The sequence below is a fragment of the Clostridium boliviensis genome (assembly GCF_033342255.1).
GTDB classification, from domain to species: domain Bacteria; phylum Bacillota; class Clostridia; order Lachnospirales; family Lachnospiraceae; genus Lacrimispora; species Lacrimispora boliviensis.
Genome location: NZ_JAWONS010000283.1, coordinates 1 through 384 on the forward strand (window position 1 = coordinate 1; position 384 = coordinate 384).

Consider the following 384-nt stretch of genomic DNA (forward strand, 5'->3'; position numbering starts at 1 on the left):
AATTGGCCACCTGCAGGGAGAAGGCATCCATCGCTCCTGCCGCCACCATGCCGGTATGCTGGAAGCCGACCCGGCCTAGATCCTGTACCGTGGTCAACAGTCCCGGTTGCAATACTTCCAACGCTGGTCTCATCGTCTTCGTTCATATCCTTTCATGCGATCAGAGTCCAGGATGAGGAATTGTTGGATCGGAGACCGGCGGGAAACACCCGACGGACCCGACAACGCCGCGGATGTCCACCCCCGTCATCCTACCGTCCATCGCCATCAGGACCTCTCCAGCCAGGCTCCGACGCTCCGGATTTCGACGCCTTCGTCCTGCAGCGCTTCCCTGAGGCGACGGGCAAAGGCCAGGGCTTGGGGCTCATCCCCGTGCACGCAAAT

The 384-nt window shown here is 61.2% G+C and carries 1 protein-coding gene; it reads right to left on the reverse strand.

Annotated elements, in window-relative coordinates:
* Positions 1-267 precede the first annotated feature (267 nt).
* Complete coding sequence (locus RZO55_RS25965) at positions 268-378, reverse strand: LamB/YcsF family protein (protein WP_369293241.1); 111 nt, start codon at positions 376-378, stop codon at positions 268-270.
* Positions 379-384: the final 6 nt, after the last annotated feature.